This window comes from Xanthomonas sp. MUS 060 (assembly GCF_000963215.1).
Lineage (GTDB): Bacteria > Pseudomonadota > Gammaproteobacteria > Xanthomonadales > Xanthomonadaceae > Xanthomonas_A.
This window is the reverse complement of the sequence record NZ_JZIM01000012.1, coordinates 52,829-69,680: the sequence shown is the minus strand read 5'-3', so window position 1 is coordinate 69,680 and position 16,852 is coordinate 52,829. Positions and strand designations below refer to the sequence as shown.

At 62.9% G+C, this 16,852-nt stretch carries 14 protein-coding genes, 1 other RNA gene and 1 riboswitch; of the genes, 7 read left to right on the top strand and 8 right to left on the bottom strand.

All coding sequences use genetic code 11. From position 1 onward, the window contains the following. Positions 1 to 30 precede the first annotated feature (30 nt). From hflD to XANALMUS060_RS11820, 3 genes are read right to left on the bottom strand one after another with little or no spacing between them, the layout of a single operon-like run. On the bottom strand, positions 31 to 645 hold the full coding sequence (gene hflD / locus XANALMUS060_RS11830; protein ID WP_045738581.1) for a high frequency lysogenization protein HflD: 615 nt from the start codon (positions 643 to 645) through the stop codon (positions 31 to 33). Then, entirely contained in the window at positions 642 to 1,835 is a 1,194-nt protein-coding gene (mnmA, locus tag XANALMUS060_RS11825; protein ID WP_045738580.1) for a tRNA 2-thiouridine(34) synthase MnmA, read from the bottom strand. The genes hflD and mnmA overlap by 4 nt, the downstream gene beginning before the upstream one ends. Further along, on the bottom strand, positions 1,832 to 2,284 hold the full coding sequence (locus XANALMUS060_RS11820; RefSeq protein WP_045738609.1) for an NUDIX hydrolase: 453 nt from the start codon (positions 2,282 to 2,284) through the stop codon (positions 1,832 to 1,834). The genes mnmA and XANALMUS060_RS11820 overlap by 4 nt, the downstream gene beginning before the upstream one ends. A gap of 150 nt (positions 2,285 to 2,434) precedes the next feature. On the opposite strand from XANALMUS060_RS11820, the gene clpS reads away from it, so the two are divergent. Continuing rightward, positions 2,435 to 2,755: an ATP-dependent Clp protease adapter ClpS gene (gene clpS, locus XANALMUS060_RS11815; RefSeq protein WP_045738608.1), complete on the top strand. Its 321-nt coding sequence runs from the start codon at positions 2,435 to 2,437 to the stop codon at positions 2,753 to 2,755. 127 nt (positions 2,756 to 2,882) lie between these two features. Next, positions 2,883 to 5,168 (top strand): ATP-dependent Clp protease ATP-binding subunit ClpA, encoded by a 2,286-nt coding sequence (gene clpA, locus XANALMUS060_RS11810; RefSeq protein ID WP_045738579.1) that lies wholly within the window; start codon positions 2,883 to 2,885, stop codon positions 5,166 to 5,168. Positions 5,169 to 5,291: 123 nt separating this feature from the next. On the opposite strand, the gene infA is transcribed toward clpA, so the two are convergent. The 4 genes from infA to trxB all read right to left on the bottom strand — a co-directional run bounded on the left by infA (position 5,292) and on the right by trxB (position 8,563). Next, a complete protein-coding gene (gene infA / locus XANALMUS060_RS11805; protein WP_004425677.1) occupies positions 5,292 to 5,510 on the bottom strand; it encodes a translation initiation factor IF-1 in 219 nt (72 codons plus the stop codon). A 93-nt stretch (positions 5,511 to 5,603) separates the two neighbouring features. After that, complete coding sequence (gene aat, locus XANALMUS060_RS11800) at positions 5,604 to 6,341, bottom strand: leucyl/phenylalanyl-tRNA--protein transferase (protein ID WP_045738578.1); 738 nt, start codon at positions 6,339 to 6,341, stop codon at positions 5,604 to 5,606. A gap of 23 nt (positions 6,342 to 6,364) precedes the next feature. Next, positions 6,365 to 7,495 carry a GNAT family N-acetyltransferase gene (locus XANALMUS060_RS11795; RefSeq protein ID WP_200894047.1) on the bottom strand — a complete coding sequence of 377 codons (1,131 nt, stop codon included), beginning with the start codon at positions 7,493 to 7,495 and terminating at the stop codon, positions 6,365 to 6,367. Positions 7,496 to 7,594: 99 nt separating this feature from the next. Then, the gene (gene trxB, locus XANALMUS060_RS11790) at positions 7,595 to 8,563 is read right to left on the bottom strand and encodes a thioredoxin-disulfide reductase (RefSeq protein WP_045738576.1); all 969 of its coding nucleotides are present in this window, start codon (positions 8,561 to 8,563) and stop codon (positions 7,595 to 7,597) included. A gap of 289 nt (positions 8,564 to 8,852) precedes the next feature. Here trxB and XANALMUS060_RS11785 point away from each other — a divergent pair, with 289 nt between their 5' ends. The 4 genes from XANALMUS060_RS11785 (at position 8,853) to XANALMUS060_RS18645 (ending at position 14,103) form a co-directional block, all read left to right on the top strand. Continuing rightward, positions 8,853 to 11,210: a DNA translocase FtsK gene (locus XANALMUS060_RS11785; RefSeq protein WP_045727478.1), complete on the top strand. Its 2,358-nt coding sequence runs from the start codon at positions 8,853 to 8,855 to the stop codon at positions 11,208 to 11,210. A 161-nt stretch (positions 11,211 to 11,371) separates the two neighbouring features. Further along, positions 11,372 to 13,222 (top strand): DUF3857 domain-containing transglutaminase family protein, encoded by a 1,851-nt coding sequence (locus XANALMUS060_RS11780; protein WP_235430473.1) that lies wholly within the window; start codon positions 11,372 to 11,374, stop codon positions 13,220 to 13,222. 76 nt (positions 13,223 to 13,298) lie between these two features. Then, positions 13,299 to 13,925: an outer membrane lipoprotein chaperone LolA gene (gene lolA, locus XANALMUS060_RS11775; RefSeq protein ID WP_045738575.1), complete on the top strand. Its 627-nt coding sequence runs from the start codon at positions 13,299 to 13,301 to the stop codon at positions 13,923 to 13,925. Between the two features lie 100 nt (positions 13,926 to 14,025). After that, positions 14,026 to 14,103: non-coding RNA, sX9 sRNA (locus tag XANALMUS060_RS18645), on the top strand. Positions 14,104 to 14,107: 4 nt separating this feature from the next. On the opposite strand, the gene dmeF is transcribed toward XANALMUS060_RS18645, so the two are convergent. Continuing rightward, complete coding sequence (gene dmeF / locus XANALMUS060_RS11770) at positions 14,108 to 15,145, bottom strand: CDF family Co(II)/Ni(II) efflux transporter DmeF (RefSeq protein WP_045738574.1); 1,038 nt, start codon at positions 15,143 to 15,145, stop codon at positions 14,108 to 14,110. Between the two features lie 93 nt (positions 15,146 to 15,238). Between dmeF and XANALMUS060_RS11765 the strand changes: the two genes are divergently transcribed. After that, on the top strand, positions 15,239 to 16,612 hold the full coding sequence (locus XANALMUS060_RS11765; protein ID WP_045738573.1) for a replication-associated recombination protein A: 1,374 nt from the start codon (positions 15,239 to 15,241) through the stop codon (positions 16,610 to 16,612). A 113-nt stretch (positions 16,613 to 16,725) separates the two neighbouring features. Further along, positions 16,726 to 16,796, top strand: a riboswitch (Fluoride riboswitch). Positions 16,797 to 16,852: the final 56 nt, after the last annotated feature.

The following is a 16,852-nucleotide window of genomic DNA, read 5'->3' as shown; positions in this document are numbered from 1 at the left end:
GCGAGTATCGGATGGCAGAAGCGTTGAGGTTCAGCGCAATGCCCGGTCTACGGCTTCACGCATGCGCCGCTTGGCCAGGAGGAAATCCCACAAACTGCCGCCCAACTGCCGCCACAGGACCGCAGAGCGCACTGCGGCCAACAGCAGAGCACGGATCTCCGCGACCACCCCGGCCTGACCGAGATAATGTGGATTACCCTGCACCATCACCCGAGGACGTAAGTGGCTGATAGTCTGAGCATAGAGCTGGCCCAGTGCTTCGATTACCTCAGGATGCGTACTGTCGCCACGCCTTTCCAGCAGTAAAGCGGCCCCAGCGATGCCGAGGCTGATTTTGCCATCGGTTTCGGTGTCGCTGACGAGACGACGCTCCAGTTGGATGACCGCCAGCGCCAGGCGTGGTAACACCTCGTCCTGACCTTGATTGCGAAAGTACTGGTGCAATAGGCGCATGCCAGGCACCAAGTCGCTGCGGTGGCCGTAAACCGCCTCTGCGCTCGGTGCATCGATCCGGAACACGCTGTCGAGCAGAGTGCGGACCAATGATGCCTCCGAGTGGCCGGTTTCGGCGATACGGCGTACCTGCTGCAGGGCCTGGGCCATGCCTGCCAGCGCCAGCATGCGCGTATCCATGGTGTCGATCATCGGTTGGTGTCCTCGTGTGTTGCAGTCGCCCGCTGCGCCAGACGGCGCTCCAGCGGGGCATCGGTGGTGGCGATCACGGCCCCGCCCAGGCACTCCTCGCCCTGGTACAGCACCAGGGATTGTCCCGGCGTCACGGCCCGTTGCGCACGCTCGAACTGTACCGTCAGGGTGCCATCGTCGCTGACTTCGACCATGCACGGTTCGTCGGCCTGCCGGTAGCGGGTTTGCGCACGACATGCGAAATGCCGCGCTGGTGGCGCGCCGGCAATCCAATGCGCGTTTTCCGAGCGCAGTTGCGTGGCCATCAGATGGGGGCTGTCGCGGTCCTGGTCGACATACAGCACATTGCGCGCCACATCTTTGCCGATCACGTACCACGGCGCTGCGGCCCGGCCGCGCACACCGCCGATGTTCAGGCCTTCGCGCTGGCCCAGGGTGAAATAGAACACGCCGGGGTGCTCGGCCACGATGTGCTCGTGCGGGTCGCGGATCTCTCCGCGCCGGGCCGGCAGGTAGCGGCTCAGGAATGCGCGGAAGTCGCGTTCGCCGATGAAACAGATGCCAGTGGAGTCCTTCTTGGCGTGGGTCGGCAAACCCGCTTGGCGGGCGATGCGTCGCACCTGCTCCTTGGGCAGCTCGCCCACAGGGAAGAGGGTCGCAGCGAGTTGCGCCTGGCCCAGCTGGTGCAGGAAATAGCTTTGGTCCTTGTTGCGATCCAGCCCGCGCAGCAGCCGCCAACGACGATCAGTAAACGTCACCCGCGCATAGTGGCCTGTCGCGATGCGCTCGGCGCCAAGGTCGCGTGCCGCGTCCAGGAAATGCTTGAACTTGACCTCGCGATTGCACAGCACGTCCGGATTGGGAGTGCGCCCGGCAGCGTATTCGGCCAGGAAGTGCGCGAATACGCCTTGCCAGTACTCCTTTGAGAAGTCGCGAAAATGGAATGGAATGCCGAGCATGCCGCAGACCGCCACCGCATCGCGTCGGTCGGCCTCGGCGCGGCATGCGCTCGCTTTCGATTTCCCGCTTTCGGCGTCGCTCGCGCCTTCGTGCGCATCGGCGCTGCCGTCGTCGGCCCAGTTCTGCATGAACAGTCCGGACACCGCGTGCCCCTGTTGCACCAGTTGCCAAGCCGCGACCGACGAATCCACCCCTCCTGAGACGCCGACCATGATGTGTGTTGCGCTCATGCCAACTGTCGCAACAGGTCTAGCGGGTAGCGTTGCCCTGCAAGGAAATCGGCCACGGTCCGCCACACCAACGGACTGCGCCAACGCGGTTGGGCGCTCTGCAACTCGGTTGGAGTCATCCAAAGCGCACGCACGATACCGGTATCCAGCGGCCTTTGCGGGTGGTGTTCCAGCGGATCGGCAGCAAACGCGAAGCGCAGGTAATGGCGGCCGTTATCAGCCTTCCATTGGTAGGCACCGATAAATGCGGTGGGACGTACCTGCCAGCCGGTTTCTTCCAGCGTCTCGCGCACAGCGGCCTCCACCAGGCTCTCGTCTGGCTCCAGATGACCCGCAGGTTGGTTCAGTACCAACGCGCCGCCAATGGCTTCTTCCACCTGCAGCAGGCGGCCATCGTGCGCCACGATGGTCGCCACGGTCACATCGGGCTGCCAGTGGGACGCTGCCAGTGTCGTCACAACGCATCCTTGCGGTCGTTGAGTTCGGTATCCATCGCAATCGTCGGATGCATGCGAAGCGCCATCGGAGAGGAGAGAATTGTGCGGGCAGTGATGGCGATCGTCCAATCCGGCCGGACAGCGGGCGTATATAATTGCGCGATGTCCCGTAAGAATTCCCCTGAGCACGACCATGGCGTCATGGTAGAGACCGGTAAGCCGGAGACTGCCCGCCCGCCGATGTACCAGGTGCTTTTGCTGAACGACGATTACACCCCGATGGAGTTCGTGGTGACCGTGTTACAGCAGTTTTTTGCCTTGGATCTTGAGCGTGCCACCCAGGTGATGCTACATGTGCATACGCGCGGTCGCGGGGTGTGCGGTTTGTACACCCGTGAGGTGGCTGAATCCAAGGTGGCTCAGGTGAACGAGTTCTCGCGGATGAACCAGCACCCGCTGTTGTGTACGATGGAAAAAACCTGATAGTGCTAGGCGTATGTGATCGGCCTGCCAGGACTTACTAACGCTGTCTGAACACACTGATCCGATACGGTTGTGGTAATTCGCAACTCAAGCCAAATATTGTCGGCAATAGACGTCGGAGTGAATCATGTTCAGCAAAGATCTAGAGCAGACCATCGGCCAGTGCTACAAGCGCGCCAGGGAAGCCCGTCACGAATTCATGACGGTCGAACACCTGCTACTGGCTTTGCTCGATAATCCGTCTGCGCAAGCTGTGCTCAAGGCATGTGGAGCGGACGTTGATCGCCTGCGCAACGATCTGGAACAAGCCATCGACGCCTCGGTGGCGCGGCTTGCCGAAGATGACGGTCGCGATACCCAGCCGACGCTGGGATTCCAGCGGGTTCTGCAGCGTGCCGTCTACCACGTGCAGTCCTCCGGCAAGAAAGAAGTCACTGGCGCCAATGTGCTGGTGGCGATCTTCGGCGAGAAGGACTCGCATGCGGTGTATTTCCTGAACCAGCAGGACATCACCCGGCTGGATATCGTCAATTACCTTTCCCACGGCATCGCCAAAATGGGCGAAGAGGGCGAACATGCGGCGCCATCCGTCGATGGAGAAGCCAGAAGCGAGGTGGGCGAGGGCGAGCCTAAAGGCGATGCGCTGGCCGAGTTCGCCACGAATCTGAACGAACAGGCGCGCAATGGTCGGATCGATCCTCTGGTCGGCCGCGCCGACGAGATCGAGCGCACCATCCAGGTGCTATGCCGCCGCCGCAAGAACAACCCGCTCTACGTGGGCGAGGCGGGTGTCGGTAAGACCGCGATCGCGGAAGGCTTGGCCAAGCGCATCGTCGAAGGCAGCGTGCCCGAGGTGCTGGCCGATGCGGTGATCTTTTCTCTGGACCTGGGCGCACTGGTCGCCGGTACCAAGTACCGTGGCGATTTCGAAAAACGCCTCAAGGGAGTGTTGAGTGCGTTGAAGAAGGTGCCCAATGCGGTGCTGTTCATCGACGAGATCCACACCATCATCGGTGCTGGCTCGGCATCCGGCGGCACCATGGATGCCTCCAACCTGATCAAGCCAGCGCTATCCTCGGCCGAATTGCGTTGCATTGGCTCGACCACCTTTCAGGAGTATCGCGGCATCTTCGAGAAGGACCGCGCGCTGGCTCGACGCTTCCAAAAGATCGACATCGTCGAGCCGACGGTGGGCGAAACCTTTGAAATTCTGCAAGGCCTCAAGCCCAAGTACGAGGCGCATCATGGCGTGACCTACGCCGATGAAGCGCTGCAGGCAGCCGTTGACCTATCGGTCAAGCACATCGGCGACCGTTTGCTACCGGACAAGGCGATCGACGTGATCGATGAGGCTGGCGCGCGACAGCGGCTGCTGCCGGAAGGTGAGCGCAAGGAATTGATCGACATCGAGGAGATCGAAACCATCGTCGCCAAGATGGCGCGGATCCCGGCCAAGCAGGTCAGCGCCACCGACAAGGATGTGCTGCAGCACCTGGAGCGCAACCTCAAGATGGTGATCTTCGGTCAGGACCCGGCCATCGAGACCCTGGCGTCGTCGATCAAGTTGGCGCGTTCGGGCCTGAGCAATCCGGAGAAGCCGATCGGCAATTTCCTGTTTGCCGGTCCCACTGGCGTCGGCAAGACCGAGGTGACCAAGCAACTGGCGCTGCAGTTGGGGATCGAACTGGTGCGCTTCGACATGTCCGAGTACATGGAGCCGCATTCGATCAGCCGGCTGATCGGCGCGCCTCCAGGCTATGTCGGTTTCGACCAAGGGGGCCTGCTGACCGAGAAAATCGTCAAGACACCGCACTGCGTGCTGTTGCTGGACGAGGTGGAGAAGGCCCATCCGGACATCTTCAACATCCTGTTGCAGGTCATGGACCGCGGCATGTTGACCGATACCAACGGACGCGAGGCCAACTTCAAGAACGTGATCCTGGTGATGACCACCAATGCCGGTGCGACCCAGGCCTCGCGGCGCTCGATCGGTTTCACTCAGCAGGATCACTCCACCGACGCGATGGAGATCATCCGCCGCAGCTTCACGCCGGAATTCCGCAATCGTCTGGACGCTGTTGTGCAGTTCGAAGCGCTGGCCTTCAACCACATCCTGCGCGTCGTCGATAAGTTTGTGATCGAACTAGAGATGCTGTTGCAGGAAAAGCATGTCTCCTTGTCGGCCACGCCAACCGCGCGCGACTGGCTGGCCCAGCACGGCTTCGACCCATTGATGGGTGCACGCCCGATGTCACGCTTGATACAGGACAAGATCAAGCGTCCATTGGCCGACGAGTTGCTGTTCGGCAAGTTGGTCAATGGCGGTCGCGTGACCATCGACGTTCGCGATGGCGAGCTGGTGGTGGACACACAGGCCGAGCCGGAGCGCCTGCTGCCGGCGACGGTGGACTGAGGTCGAAGGTGCGCCAGCGACGACAGGAAACCCGTTGTCGCTGCGCTGTCTTCCCGGTTGATTTGATCTCGCAGACGTCAAAAGGCGGCCGCAGGCCGCCTTTTCGCTATCCGCGCCGCAGGATTACTTCATGCGGTAGGTGATCCGACCCTTGGTCAGGTCGTAAGGCGTCATCTCGACCTTGACCCGGTCGCCGGTGAGGATGCGGATGTAATTCTTGCGCATGCGTCCGGAGATGTGGGCGATGATCTCGTGCCCGTTTTCCAGCTTGACCCGGAAGGTGGTGTTGGGCAGCGTCTCGCTGACGGTGCCTTCGAATTCGATGGAGTCGTCTTTCGACATGTAATCCTGTGCGATTCGTGTGCGGCCAATGGCCTTAAGAGCGGGAATTCTACTCGCCCTGCTCGGGTCATGCAAAGTTTGTGTTAATCCTGCTCAGGCGTGGGCAATGTCCATCACTGCCAGATCCCCGAACCGCTGGGTCCACGATGCAGTTTCGGTGGATGCCGCGACGAGCGGCGCGATCTCGGCGAGAAATCGCGCACGCGGCCAGCACTCGGCACCCAGGCTGATTAGGTGCGGATTTTCCACTTGCGCATCGATCAGCGGCCAGCCCCATTCGTGCAGACGCATCGCCAGTGCCGCCAGGGCCACCTTGGAGCCACCGCTATGCGCACTGAACATGCTCTCGCCGAAGAACATGCGCCCGCGCGCCACCCCATAGAGGCCACCGACCAGTGTCGTGCCATCGAAGACTTCCACCGAATGGGCATGTCCGCCACGGTGCAGGGTCACGTAAGCGTCGCGCATTTGCGTGGTGATCCAGGTGCCATCCTGGCCGGGCCGGGGCGTCTGCGCGCAGGCGTCGATCACCTGCGCAAAGGCGGTGTCGGCACGGACAACCCAGGGCGAATGCCGTAGCCAGCGACGCAAGCGCGAGGACAGCCGCACCCCGTCGCTGCGGAACACTGTGCGTGGATCCGGGCTCCACCACAGGATAGGTTGGCCGTCGGAGTACCAGGGGAAGATGCCGTGCGCATAAGCGGCGAGCAGGCGTGTGGGGGTCAGGTCGCCACCGAGGGCGAGCAATCCGTCCGGATCGCGCAAGGCCCGTTCAGGCGGCGGGAACGGAGCGGTGGGGTCTGCTTCCAGTAGGACGGGAAGACGGGGCACTGTGAGTAACCTGGATGACCGGCTCAGCGGTCGTGGCGAAATGGCGAGGAGCGCTGCAGCGCCTGTGCCTGTTCGTGTACCGCCGTGCGTTCCTGTGCACACCAGTCCGCCAAGGGCGCGCGGAATCCCGGATCGGCGATCCAGTGGCGGCTGCGAACCAGGCGCGGCAGAAAGCCACGGGCGATCTTGTGCTGCCCCTGTGCGCCGGGCTCGAAGCGGGTCAATCCCTCGCGCAAGCAGTAGTCGATGCCCTGGTAGTAGCAGGTTTCGAAGTGCAGGCCTGGCAGGGGCGCGCCGCCCCAATAGCGACCGTACAAGGTATCGCCACCGCGCAGGCAGATGGCTCCGGCCACTGGGGCTCCTTCATAAATTGCTAAAAATATCAAAAATTTACGAGGAATTTCTCGTGCAAGATGCGAGAAAAAATCGAGTGTCAGCGCTGGCGAATTGCCATAGTCCTCGAAGGTACGCAGATAGAACCCATGCATGGCCTGCAGATCGGCGGCCGTGGCCTCGTCGCCATGCACGACGCGGAATGCGATCCCGGCGCGCTGCACCTTGGCCCGCTCCTGGCGGATATTCTTGCGGTGTTTGTGATCCATCGCGCCCAGGTAATCGTCGAATTCAGTCCAGCCGGCGTCGTTATGCCATTTATATTGCACGTCGTGACGTGCCAGCCAGTCCTCGCCGAACGCAGCGTCTTCCTCGGTGCAATGAAAATTCACGTGCGCCGAGGACAGGCCGCTGCTTTCGGTCAGTGCCTGTATCGTCTCCAGCAGTTCCTGCCGCGTTAGTGGGTCGTTCGCCAACAGTCGTGGCCCGGTGACTGGCGAGTAAGGCACGGCGCACAGCCATTTGGGAAAATAGTTCTGGCCATAGCGCGCGTAGGCGTGTGCCCAGGCATGGTCGAACACGAATTCGCCGTGCGAGTTGCTCTTCAGATAACCCGGCGCCGCGGCGACCAAGGTGTCGCCGTCCCAGAGGGTGAGATGCAGCGGACTCCAGCCCCAGTCCGGGCGCAGGCAGCCGTGCCGTTCCAGCCCTTCAAGGAATGCATGCGTGACGAAGGGGTTGCGACCGTCGTGCAGTGCGTCCCAAGCGGCCGCAGGCACCGCGTCGAGCTGGCGTAACCAGCGCACCCGGCTCATGGCGATGGCCTGTGCGGCGGCTCTGCCCGCCGCAAGGGCAGGCAGATGCGGGTGCGCAGCAGTGCGGCAGGAGTCCGCCGCACTCGGCTAGCGCGTGGGGCCAACTCAGGCACTCTTGTCCAGATAGCGCTCGGCGTCCAGCGCGGCCATGCAGCCGAAGCCGGCGGAGGTGATCGCCTGGCGATAGTGCTGGTCGGCGACGTCGCCTGCGGCGAAGACGCCTGGCACCGAGGTTTCGGTGGCGCCGCCGGCCAGGCCGGAGCGAATTTCCAGGTAGCCATTGTGCATGGTCAGTTGGCCATCGAACAGCTGGGTGTTCGGATGATGGCCGATGGCGACGAAGAAGCCCTGGGCCTGCAGTTCGCGCATGCCGCCGTCGAGGACGGATTTCACTCGCACTCCGCTCACCCCGGCGTCGTTACCGAGCACCTCCTCTACCGCATGGTGCCAGATGGTCTCGATCTTGCCCGCGGCGACCTTGGCGAACAGCTTGTCCTGCATGATCTTTTCCGCGCGCAGGGTGTCGCGGCGATGCACCAGATAGACTTTGCGGGCGATGTTGGACAAGTACAGCGCCTCTTCCACGGCCGTGTTGCCGCCGCCGACCACGACCACATCCTGATCCTTGTAGAAGAACCCATCGCAGGTGGCGCAGGCGGATACGCCACGGCCCTTGAACGCTTCTTCCGAGGGAATCCCCAGGTACTTGGCGGTGGCGCCGGTGGCGATGATCAGCGCGTCGCACGTGTAATCGCCGCTATCGCCGCTGAGCTTGAACGGACGCTGCGACAAGTCGGCCGTGTGGATGTGGTCGAAGATCACTTCGGTCTCGAAGCGTTCGGCATGCGCCTGCATCCGCGCCATCAGGTCGGGTCCCATCAGGCCATGGGCGTCGCCCGGCCAGTTGTCCACTTCGGTCGTGGTCATCAACTGGCCACCCTGCTGCAGGCCGGTGATGACCACCGGCTTGAGGTTGGCGCGTGCGGCGTAGACCGCGGCGGTCCAGCCGGCAGGGCCGGAACCCAGGATCAGGAGGCGTGAATGCTTGGCAGAATGGGGGGCAGAGGTGCTCATGTATACTCGCGAACAGGGTGAAGTGGTGGCGGAATCGTGGCATTGCGCCAACTCCGGCGATGGTCCATAGAGTGGCGGCCGGTCTGGGACGAATCAAGCTGTGCTGTGGAAACGCTGCGGCATGCAGTGCCATGACGCCAGCGCTTGCGTTCGCGTGCATGTTCGCCGCTCCATGGCGGGCACATTGCTCTTGGTAGGGGAGCGTGACTCAGAGGGCTGCTGCTGAAATTCTGAGTAGAGTCGTTTACTATCAAACACTAACGGTATATTTCTAAGGTCTGGTTATAGCGTGGCGAAGCAGGTTCCGGAACGCGGTAAATCCCAGGGCGGCAATGCGCCAGCACGCAAGCAGGCCGCTGCTCCCAACCCGCGTCGGCAAAAGCTATGGCGCGATCTGGCACTGATCGCCATTGCGCCATTGTTGCTGTATCTGCTAGCCAGCTTGGCGACATATTCGGTAGCCGATCCAGGGTGGTCGCATACTGGCAGCGTGGTCGCGCCGGTCCATAACATGGGCGGTAGGTTCGGTGCCTGGATCGCCGACATGCTGTTGCAACTGTTCGGCTATGTGGCGTTCCTGCTGCCAGTGGTGATCGGTGCGATTTCCTGGATCGCGCTGTTTGGCATGGACCGCGATGGCGATGATGAGGCCGACCTGGGCCCCGCGTTACGCTTGGTCGGCATCGTCGGTTTGATGATCGCCGCGACCGGATTGCTACACCTGCGCTTATTCGCCGGCGATGTCGGCGTGGCTGGCGGCATCCTTGGCAAGTTGGTGGGCAATTCGCTGGCGGCGGGTTTCGGCGCGCTCGGCGCCAACCTGTTCGTGCTGGTTCTGCTGCTGGTCTCGATCACCTTGGCCACCGGCCTGTCCTGGTTCGCCCTGATGGATCGCATCGGCAAAGCGGTGATGACGCTACCGGCGCTGGCTCGGCGTGGTACTCAGCAGGCCAACGAATGGCAGCAGACCCGCGCCATGCGCGAGGAACGCGAGGAAGTCCGCAAGGTCGATGCGGTGCAGCGTGCCAAGCGCGAGCCGGTCAAGATCGAGCCGCCACCAACGCCAGTGGTGGAGAAGAGCGACCGTGCCAAGCGCGAGCAGCAGATTCCCCTGTTCCATGGCACCGGTGGCGATGCGTCGGGCCTGCCGCCGCTGGCCTTGCTGGACGATCCCAAACCCCAGGCCAAGGGCTATTCCGAGGAGACTCTGGAAACCCTGTCGCGGCAGATCGAGTTCAAGCTCAAGGACTTCCGTATCGACGCACAGGTGGTCGGCGCCTATCCGGGGCCGGTGATCACCCGCTTCGAGATCGAACCGGCGGCAGGGATCAAGGTCAGCCAGATCAGTTCCCTGGATAAAGACATCGCCCGCGGCCTGTCGGTGAAGTCGGTCCGCGTGGTCGACGTGATTCCGGGCAAGTCGGTGATCGGCCTGGAAATTCCCAACGTCAGCCGCGAGATGATTTACCTCAGCGAGCTGTTGCGTTCCAAGGAATACGACAAATCGACCAGTCCGTTGACTTTGGCGCTGGGCAAGGACATCGCCGGGCGCCCGACCGTGGCGGATTTGGCGCGCATGCCGCATCTGCTGGTCGCAGGCACCACCGGCTCGGGCAAGTCGGTGGCGGTGAATGCGATGGTGCTGAGCCTGCTGTACAAGGCCTCGGCCAAGGAACTGCGGATGCTGATGATCGACCCGAAGATGCTCGAACTGAGCGTCTACCAGGGCATCCCGCACTTGCTGGCACCGGTGGTCACCGATATGAAGGAGGCCGCCAACGGCCTGCGCTGGTGCGTGGCGGAGATGGAGCGCCGCTACAAACTGATGAGCGCGGTCGGGGTACGCAACCTGGCTGGCTTCAACAAGAAGGTCAAGGATGCCGAGGAGGCTGGGCAACCGTTGATGGATCCGCTGTTCAAGCCCAATCCGGATCTTGCAGAGGCACCGCGGCCGCTGGACACGTTGCCGTTCATCGTCATTTTCATCGACGAATTCGCCGACATGATGATGATCGTCGGCAAGAAGGTCGAGGAGTTGATCGCGCGTCTGGCGCAGAAGGCGCGTGCCGCTGGCATCCATCTGATCCTGGCGACCCAGCGACCATCGGTGGATGTGATTACCGGCCTGATCAAGGCCAATATCCCGACCCGGATTGCCTTCCAGGTCAGTTCCAAGATCGATTCGCGCACCATCCTCGACCAGTCCGGCGCCGAAACTCTGCTCGGCCATGGCGACATGTTGTACCTGCCGCCTGGCACGGCGATGCCGGACCGCGTGCATGGCGCCTTCGTCAGTGACGAAGAGGTGCATCGGGTGGTCGAGCATCTCAAGGCCAGTGGCCCGGTCGACTATATCGAAGGCGTGCTCGACGAAGTCCAGATCATGGGCGACGGCACCGTGGTCGGCGCGACGGGCTTGCCCGAAAGCAGCGCAAGCGGTGGCGACGAATCCGATCCGCTGTACGACGAAGCGTTGCGCATCGTCACCGAGACCCGGCGCGCCTCGATTTCCGGCGTGCAGCGGCGGTTGAAGATCGGCTACAACCGTGCTGCGCGGCTGATCGAGGCGATGGAGGCGGCCGGCGTGGTCAGCCCACCCGAACATAACGGCGACCGCAGTGTGCTGGCGCCGCCGCCGCCGAAGTGAACCGCGCGGCGTTGTTCGCTAGGTCGTTTCGCGCCATGAGGGAGCCTGGCAGCCCCTTGGTGGCCCTGTTGTCGTGCGCAGCATGGCTGCTTGCCGCCGGTGCCGCCGGTGCCGCCGGTGCCGCCGGTGCCGCTACGGTGCAGCCCGCGCCGAAAGCGCCCGTGACCAGGACCGTCAGTACCACGCCGGAAGTTGCCAACAACTACAGTTACGTGCGTTATCGCGCCGACTACGTCGTGGGTGAGGACGCCACGAGCGTGGAAACCGACGAGTACGAGTTGTTGCTCAAAACCAAGGCGGGTGTCGACCAGTTCAGCCAGGTGCGTTTGAGCTATAGCGAAAAGCTGGAGACGCTGGAGGTGCTGACGGCCTATACCATCACCCCCGACGGCATCCGTCACGACGTGCCGGCTGACAAGATCTACACTCAGGAAAGCTATTCCAGCGCCTCGGCGGCGATGTACGCCGATCGCAAGGTGAAGGCCGTGGTCTTCCCGAACCTGATGCCCGGTACGCGGCTGGTGTACCAGATCCGTCGCACCCGGCACATGCCGTACTTCCCTGGTTACTTCAGCCTATGGGAGACCTTCAGCGTGTTCTCCCAGTACGACGACGCCACGGTGACACTGGTGGCACCGCGCCGCATGCCGATGCAGGTGTACACGCGCGGCATACAGGGCAGCAACACGCCGAAGATCGACGGCGAGCATGCGCGCTGGGAATGGCATTACAGCCGCCGTGAGCCGATGAAGAGCCAGAACTGGGCGGCGGAGACCTGGGAGTTCAGCCCGACCATCATGGCCAGCAGCTTCCGTCGCTGGGCACAGATGGCACAAGCCTATCAGCGCCGCAGTGCCGTGGCCGCGCAGGTGACACCGAAGGTCCGCGCGCGCGCTGAGCAGATTACCGCCGGCCTCCACGACCGCCGCGCGCAGGCCGCCGCGCTGTACGAATGGGTGGCGCGCAATATCCGCTATGTGGCGGTGTATCTGGGCAACGGTGGTCTGCAGCCGAACAGTGCCGATAGCATCCTCGACAATCACTATGGCGACTGCAAGGACCACACCGTGGTGCTGGAGGCGCTGCTGGCGGCCAAGGGAATTGCCAGTACGCCGGTGCTGATCGGTGCCGAGGGCGGGCCGACCCTGCCGGACGTGCCAGTGCTTGGACGTTTCAACCATGCCATCACCTATCTGCCCGAATTCAAGCTTTACCTGGACTCGACCAATCCGTATGCACGCTTCGGCCAGTTGCCTGCCAGCGATTTGGGGGTTCCGGTCCTGCACACCGCCGACGGCACCCTCGCGCGGACCCCGCCCAACGATGCCAAGGTCAATCGATACCGTGTCGAGGTCGAATATCGCTTCGCCGCCGATGGCAGCGTCAGCGGAACCACCCATCTGGACAGTGGCGAGATCGGCGAGATCGGCCTGCGCACAATGTTTGTGCAGCTCAACGCACAAAACCGTACCCGCATCGAGGAGTCGATCCTTGCAGCTTCCGGTTTCGATGGCAGCGGCGAACTGCAATTGCAGGGCACACCACAGGATACGAGTCGGCCATTCGGTTATGCCTACCGTTTTCGTGCCGACGACGCCTTTGACTTCAGTGTGGTCGGCGGCATGACGTTGCCGCTGATCCCTGGCGCCGATTCGATACGCGCCGTTTACACCACTACCTCGGCGGAGTACAACCTGACCCCGTTCTATTGCAACGATAACGCGCATAGCGAGACCTATCGGCTGACTTTCCCGGATAGCGTGCCGATCATTGCGATTCCGAATGACATGCGTTTCCGTAACGCTGCCGGTGAATACACCGCGAACTGGGTTCGCGAGGGGCAGACTGTGATCGCCACGCAGACGCTGCACCGACGCGCGATCCATGGTCCGGCCGCGCTGTGCCAGCCGCAGGATTACGTGGCTTTTCGCGAGTTGTACCAGCAGGTTCGGCGTGGTTTCCGCGGGCAGATCCTCTACGGCGACCTGCGCCGGATGCAGACCGCACCCTGAGCGACACGCCACCGTCTGATCGCCGATTCAGCCCCTGCGCCTCACACTTCCCATTCTTCGTCCGGAATCTATCGGTATGTTTTCCACACTCCGCTACACCGTCCTCGCCACCGCCTTGTTGGTCAGCACCGCTTATGCCGGTGCGCGCGAAGACCTCACGACCTTCACCCACGGGCTTAAAGGCCTGGACGGTCAGTTCGTACAGAAGGTTTACGACGGCAAAGGCACGCTGAAGGAAAGTTCCAGTGGCCGCGTCGCCCTGTCGGCACCGCGCTTGTTCCGTTGGGAGTACCGCAAGCCGTATAGCCAATTGATCGTGGCCGATGGCAGCAAGGTGTGGGTCTACGATCCAGACCTGAAGCAAGCCACGGTGCGCACCCAAGGGGCCGAAGAGCAGAACAGCCCGCTGACTGCGCTGATCGACCCGGGCAAGCTCGATCGCCAGTACGACGTCAGCGAGGAGGCGGTGGCGCGCGATGGACTGCAGTGGTTGACCATGACCCCGAAGGTCGGTACCGAGGCTAACTTCCAACTGGCCAAGCTGGGTTTCGACGGCAAAGGTCTCGCCAGGATGGAGGTGGTCGACCCGGTCGGCCAGCGTACCGAGATCAGCTTCACTGGCTGGGAGCGTAATCCGCGCTTTGCCACTGGTACGTTTCGCTACGTCCCAGAGAAGGACGTGGATGTGGTCGGCGACCGCTGAGGCGTGCCCGCCCCGTGACTTGCATGCGGCACGTATTCACAGTCGCTAACAGAACGACTGCGTTGCCGCCGGACGGGCGCGGGCAGTGCTCGGAATCCTCATGTCTGCCGCGCGTACACTGGGGTTCCTGCGTGCTCTCCGCGCCTACCCGGCAGCGACTGGTGACGGTTTGTTAGCCACTCTTAGTCGCAACAGGTCTGCACTTCGATGCTGACATGTCCCAACGTCGCAATATCGTGCAAGCGTGCGTGATAGAACGCGACCGGCCGTGGTCGATGGGTCACCAACGACACGATGGCGGCGTGTTGCCCAGGGCCGATCCGCCACACGTGCAGGTCGGCGATGCGTTCGTCGTCCTGTTCCAGCCGTTCGTGGATCTGCGCTTGCAGCGCGGGCGGGGCTGACGCGTCCAACAGCACGGCACCGGTATCGCGCAGCAGTCCCTGCGACCAGCGTGCGATCACGATGGCGCCGACAATGCCCATCAGCGCGTCCGTCCACTGCCAGCCCAAGTATTTGGCCAGTAGCAGGGCGATGATCGCCATCACCGAGGTCAGTGCATCGGCCAGCACATGCACATAGGCCGAGCGCAGATTGTGGTCGGCATGCGCGTGCGTGTCATGGCCTGCGGCAGCGTGCGCTGCAGGGTGATGCGCGTGGTCGTGATGGTGATGATCATCGTGCCCGTCGTGGGAGTGCTGGTGATCGTGGTGAGCATGATGATGGCCGTGATGATGGCCATGCGCATGGTCGTGGTGGTGATCGGCGCCCAGCATCCAGGCGCTGAGCAGGTTCACCAGCAGTCCCAGCGCGGCGATCCACAGGGCTTCGTCGTAGGCGATCTGCACCGGCTGCGCCAGACGCAGCGCCGACTCCACGCCGATGCCGAGTGCGATCAATGCCAGGATCAGCGCGCTGGAAAACCCTGCCAGGTCGCCGACCTTGCCGGTGCCGAAGCTAAAGCGCGGATTGTTCCGGTGTCGGAGCGCGAACCAATAGGCGAAGCCAGCCAGCGACAGGGCACCGGCGTGGGTGGCCATGTGCAGACCATCGGCCAAGAGCGCCATCGAACCGGTCCACCAGCCGGCGACGATCTCCACACACATCATCGTGGCGGTCAGCGCCACGACTGCCCAGGTGCGGCGCGCATTGCGCTCGTGGCGCGCGCCCAGAAAATTGTGGGAATGCGTGAATGAATCCAGGGTGCGGTGGTGGCTCATGGCGGGATTCGCTAGGCAAGTGTGACTGAGAGACGATTGTAGCCGCATGCAGCTGCCGCTACGCTGCGACGGTTGCGGCGATAGAATGCGCGGGTGACCAAGCGCAGACGTCTCGCCTCCGATATGCCCGATCTGCTGCGCGTCGATCGCCAAGCGCTGCGGCCTCTGGCCGAACGCATGCGCCCGCAGACGCTCGAGGAGATGGTCGGACAGAAGCGTCTGCTGACGCCATCCAGCGCGCTGCGCCGTGCCGTTGCCGCCGGGCGTGTGCACTCGATGATCCTGTGGGGGCCACCCGGTTGCGGCAAGACCACGTTGGCCTTGTTGCTGGCGCACTATGCCGAGGCCGAGTTCAAGGCGATCTCGGCGGTGCTCTCCGGTTTGCCGGACGTGCGGCTGGTGCTGGCCGAAGCCGCGCAGCGTTTCGCCGATGGGCGCCGCACGGTGCTGTTCGTCGATGAGGTGCATCGTTTCAACAAGGCGCAGCAGGATGCGTTTTTGCCGCATATCGAGCGCGGCACCATCCTGTTTGTCGGTGCCACCACAGAAAATCCCTCGTTCGAGTTGAATTCGGCGTTGTTGTCGCGTTGCCGTGTGCATGTGCTGGAAGCGGTATCGCCGCAGGACATCGTCGAGGCCTTGCAGCGTGCATTGCACGATGCCGAACGTGGCTTGGGTGCCGAGGCGATCCAGGTATCCGATGCGGCCTTGTTGGAAATCGCCAGCGCCGCCGACGGCGACGTGCGGCGTGCATTGACGCTGCTGGAAATCGCCGCAGAGTTAGCTCAGGACGAGGGCGGCGAAATCACCGCGCAGACCTTGCAGCAGGTGTTGGCCGATCGTACCCGCCGCTTCGACAAGGGCGGCGAACAGTTCTACGACCAGATTTCGGCGCTGCATAAATCGGTGCGTAGTTCCAATCCGGATGCGGCGTTGTACTGGTTGACGCGCATGCTCGATGGCGGCTGCGATCCGGCCTATCTGGCGCGGCGGCTGACGCGTATGGCGATCGAGGACATCGGCCTGGCCGATCCGCGCGCGCAGTCGATGGCGCTGGAAGCCTGGGACATCTACGAGCGGCTGGGCAGCCCGGAAGGCGAACTGGCCTTCGCGCAACTGGTGCTGTACCTGGCCAGTACCGCAAAATCCAATGCGGGCTACGCCGCGTTCAATCAGGCCAAGGCGGAGGTGCGCGAGAGTGGAACCCAGGAAGTGCCGCTGCATCTGCGCAACGCGCCGACCAAACTGATGAAGCAGTTGGGCTACGGTGCGGAATATCAATACGACCACGACACCGAAGGCGGTATCGCCCTGGACCAGACCGGGTTTCCCGACGCGATGGGCGAGCGTGTGTACTACCGGCCAGTGCCGCGCGGGTTGGAAATCAAGCTCAAGGACAAGCTCGACCGGCTGCGTGCCGCGCGCGAACAAGCCCGTGCCGACAAGGCCAAGCCACCGCGCAGTTGACGCAGTGAACCAGGCCGTGCGTTGCTCTGGCTTGTGCTGCGTATCGGGTGAGTAGGCATGACGCATCGACTTGCGTTGCCGTGGCTGGACACGTCACGGGCCATCTTCCATACTGCGTCGCAGGAGATGGCGTTCCTCCTTTAACCACCGTGCGATCCGCATGGTTGATGACGCCTACAGTCGCCCGATCAAGTCGGGGCTGTAGGCGCATGCGTCCACATCCCTCGCTTCGGTCGGCCA